Origin of the sequence: Synechococcus sp. R8-2 (genome assembly GCF_047461715.1) — a bacterium.
GTDB lineage: Bacteria > Cyanobacteriota > Cyanobacteriia > Thermostichales > Thermostichaceae > Thermostichus.
Map to the genome: position 1 here is coordinate 1 of NZ_JANSHQ010000491.1, position 662 is coordinate 662.

The 662-nt window shown below is 56.5% G+C and carries 1 protein-coding gene; it reads left to right on the forward strand.

All coding sequences use genetic code 11. From position 1 onward, the window contains the following. Positions 1–184: 184 nt before the first annotated feature. The coding region (locus tag NW819_RS11450; protein WP_414413817.1) for a serine/threonine protein kinase at positions 185–662 on the forward strand (478 nt) is incomplete at its 3' end.

Below are 662 nucleotides of genomic sequence, written 5' to 3' on the forward strand. Positions count from 1 at the left end.
CTCCTGCGATTTCTAGCTGAGAAGTCACCTTGAAGAATCAACCGAAAACCCCGCCATTTCCAACAGATGGCCCCAATCCGGATCCCTGAGTTCAGCCACCGGCGTAGGCTGGTGCAGACCTCAGCAATTCGGTTTATGGTATGGACATTCCCCCTGCAATTCCTCTTCTCCAAGCTGCAAACCCATGACCGCAGATCTCACCAACCGCATTTTGGGCAACCGCTACCAGCTGATTCAAGAAATTGGTAGCGGTGGTATGGGATCCGTCTTCCGCGCCTTAGACTTACACAACAACGGCCAAGAGGTAGCTGTCAAGATCCTCTATGCCCCCATGCTGCTGAGCCGGGGCGACTTCCAGACAGACTTGCGCCGTCGCTTTGCCGAAGAGATCCGCGTTAGCACCCTTCTGGGGCAGCATCCTCGCATCGTCAAGGTTTTGGATCACGGCCAAGAGGGGGAGCAGGCCTACTTGGTGATGGAGTACCTCAAGGGGCAGGATCTGGGCAAGCTGATCCGAGAAAAAGGGGCTTTGCCGGTTCGACAAGCCGTTCGACTAGCCTTGCAGGCCTGTGAGGGGCTGCACTTTGCCCACACGTTTCAGGCCAAGGTAGAGGGTCGCGAGATTCGGGGTGTCATCCACCGCGACATCAAACCCAGCAACC